The sequence below is a fragment of the Actinosynnema sp. genome (assembly GCF_052038725.1).
Genome location: NZ_JBQGCX010000342.1, coordinates 1 through 2,715 on the forward strand (window position 1 = coordinate 1; position 2,715 = coordinate 2,715).

The following is a 2,715-nucleotide window of genomic DNA, read 5'->3' on the forward strand; positions in this document are numbered from 1 at the left end:
GCCTGAGCAGCACCGGCCGAGAAGGACGAAGGAGTCCCCGCAGTGGCAGAGATCGTCGCCGTCATCGCCTCCACGCACCACCCGTTCTACTACCGGGCGAGCACCGCCACGGGCGCGGACCGCCCGCCCTTCGCCGACGAGTGGGTCGCGAAGATCGAGCGGTTCCGGGCCACGCTGACCGCGGCCCGCCCCGACGTGCTCGTGATGGTCGGCAGCGACCACTTCCACCAGCTGTGGCTGGACAACATGCCGCAGTTCCTCATCGGCCACGCCGAGCGCTACGACGCCAACTGGTACAACGAGGAGCGCGAGTTCGGCCTGCCGCGCATGCACATGGCCGGGGACCGGGACCTGTCCGGGCACCTGCTGCGCAACGGCCTGGACCTGGGCTTCGACCTGGCCTTCAGCAACGAGCTGCGGATCGACCACTCGGTGACGTGCCCGATCATCACGCTGCGGCCGCAGAACGACCTGCCGATCGTGCCGGTGTACACGAACATCTTCGCCCCGCCGCTGCCGCAGCCCAGGCGCTTCGTGCAGCTGGGCCGCGCGATCCGGGAGATGGTGCAGTCCTGGCCCAGCGACAAGCGCGTGGCCGTCATCGGCACGGGCCACCTGTCCCTGGAGCTGGGCGGTCCCCGGCAGTTCGGCCCGCACGGTCCCGACCCCGACTTCGACCGAAGGGCCGTGGAGTGGATCGCCTCGGGCGACATCGAGCGGACGCTGGCGGAGGTGACGCTGGAGTCCCTGCACGCCCCCGGCAACGCCACCCACGGCTTCATGGACTTCATGCTGATGATGGGCGTGGCCGGGGAGGGCGTCCGCGCCGACCACGCCGACCACCTCGACCTGTTCCACACCATGGAGGCGTACTTCACGTGGTTCCCGGGCGGGGTGCCGGCGGAGCTCGCCGGCGGCGCGCTCGCGCACCACCTGCCGGCCGCCCCCGCCCTCCTCACGCCGACCGGGACCCCGGAGGCCCGCGCATGAGCCGCTACCTGCTGAACAAGTTCCTCTTCTGCGTCGACCGCGACCCCGAGCTCGTCGAGCGCTACCGCGAGGACCCGGTCGGGAGCGTGGAGTGGTGGGAGGCGGTGGAGGCCAACGGGATCGTCGCCGGCCACGGCGTCGAGCGCTCGTCCTGGCTGGCGTTCTCCGGCGAGGCGCGCGGGGCCCTGCGCACGCACGACCATCCGGCCCTGTTCGGGCTCGGCGCGCACCCGTTCCTCACCCTCACGCTGTTCATCGCGATGTTCGAGCGCGACCACGCCGAGCCCCTGGGGTACCAGCTGGACTACGCCCGCCGGCTCTCGCACTACTCGATGCCCTACCCCGACATCCAGACGTGACGTAGGTCCTGCTGCGGCGGGCGAGGGCCGCCGATACTCCTGCGGTGAGCGCCCCGCAGCCCGCCGACAGCCTCGTCACCCTCCTGGGCGGGCGCACCGCCGCCCTCGACGCGTCCCTGCCGGGCCTGGCGTTCGTCGGCGTGCTCGTGTGGCGCGAGGACCTCACCACCGCGCTCGTGGTGGCCGTGGCGGCCTCGGCGGTGCTCGGCGCCGGGCGGGTGCTGCGCGGCCGGCCGCCCCGCGCGGCGCTGCTGGGGCTGCTCGCGACGCTCCTCAGCGCGCTGGTGGTGGCCCGGACCGGCCGGGCCGTCGACTTCGTCCTCCTGCAGCTGCTCGCCCACGGCGCCAGCGCCCTGGCCTGGGCGCTGTCGGTGTGGCTGCGCCGGCCGCTGCTCGGCCTCGTGGTGGGCGGCGTGCTGCGGCAGCGCGGCGCCTGGCGTCGCGACCCCGACCTGCTGCGGGCCTACTCGCGGGCCAGCTGGTGGTGGGTCGGCAGCTACGTGCTGCGCTCGGTCGTCTTCGTGTCGCTGTGGGCCGCGGAGCAGGTCCTCGCGCTCGGGGTGGCCCGGGCCGTCCTGTCGTGGCCGCTGGTGACCGCGGTGGTGGCCCTCAGCTGGTGGACCGTGCGCCGCCTGCTGCCACCGTCGCACCCGGGGCTGCGGCACCCGCAGGCCCCGGGGACGGCGCCGTCCGGTGACGCGCCCCTCCCGACGCCGCCGCGGCCGCAGGGCCCCGACGGGCGCTCCCGCGGGCGCGACGACGGTCGCGTCCGAGCATGAGCAGCTGCGACAGCGCGTAGACCAGCAGCGCGCCGGCGGCGAGCACCTCCCCGCTGCCACCGGTGAAGCCGAGCAGCCCGCTCGGCCAGCCCACGAAGGGGACCGCGTACCAGACCGCACCCCGGACCGACTCCAGCGGCACCGGCTCCGGGTCCGGGGCGGGGTTGGCGTCGCCCTTGGTCACCGCGTACGGGACCTCGCCCCCGACGACCTCCACGACGCGGTGCGTGACGTAGGAGTCCTCACCGGCCGCGGTCTGGAACGTGATGACGTCGCCGGGACGGATCGTGTCCGGCTCGACCTCCCGCACCACCACCACGGTCCCCGCCGGCAGCGACGGCGCCATGCTGCCGCTGAGGACGGTGAGGGACACCGCGCCGGTCGCGCGGACCGTCGCGGCGTCGCGGAGCTGGCCCTGGCCGGCGGTGTCGGTGCACGAGGGGTGGACCGTGGCCTCGGCGCCCTTGCAGCCGTCCTCGGTGCCGCTGAGGTTGACGATCGAGGCGGACAGCCGCGAGGAGGGGACCTCGCCGCGGATGGTCGCGACGCCGGCCCACTCGATCGTGTCGCCGGGCAGCAGCGTGAGG

At 74.4% G+C, this 2,715-nt stretch carries 4 protein-coding genes and 1 pseudogene; 4 read left to right on the forward strand and 1 reads right to left on the reverse strand.

Going from position 1 to position 2,715, the window contains the following annotated elements:
• Positions 1-42: 42 nt before the first annotated feature.
• Genes ACTUAL_RS06780 through ACTUAL_RS06790 form a run of 3 tightly spaced genes read left to right on the forward strand, consistent with a single transcriptional unit; the run spans position 43 to position 2,128 of the window.
• Positions 43-990 (forward strand): extradiol ring-cleavage dioxygenase, encoded by a 948-nt coding sequence (locus ACTUAL_RS06780; RefSeq protein WP_440899650.1) that lies wholly within the window; start codon positions 43-45, stop codon positions 988-990.
• Entirely contained in the window at positions 987-1,349 is a 363-nt protein-coding gene (locus tag ACTUAL_RS06785) for a hypothetical protein (protein ID WP_440899651.1), read from the forward strand. The genes ACTUAL_RS06780 and ACTUAL_RS06785 overlap by 4 nt, the downstream gene beginning before the upstream one ends.
• A 44-nt stretch (positions 1,350-1,393) precedes the next feature.
• Positions 1,394-2,128, forward strand: a complete 735-nt coding sequence (locus tag ACTUAL_RS06790) for a DUF3159 domain-containing protein (protein ID WP_440899652.1) — start codon at positions 1,394-1,396, stop codon at positions 2,126-2,128.
• Between the two features lie 139 nt (positions 2,129-2,267).
• Here ACTUAL_RS06790 and ACTUAL_RS06795 read toward each other — a convergent pair.
• Positions 2,268-2,474, reverse strand: a pseudogene (locus ACTUAL_RS06795) (signal peptidase I); the annotation flags it as partial.
• Between ACTUAL_RS06795 and ACTUAL_RS06800 the strand changes: the two are divergent.
• Positions 2,395-2,715 (forward strand): hypothetical protein (locus ACTUAL_RS06800; protein ID WP_440899653.1); only part of this gene is annotated, 321 nt, incomplete at its 3' end. The pseudogene ACTUAL_RS06795 and the gene ACTUAL_RS06800 sit on opposite strands and share 80 nt — an antisense overlap.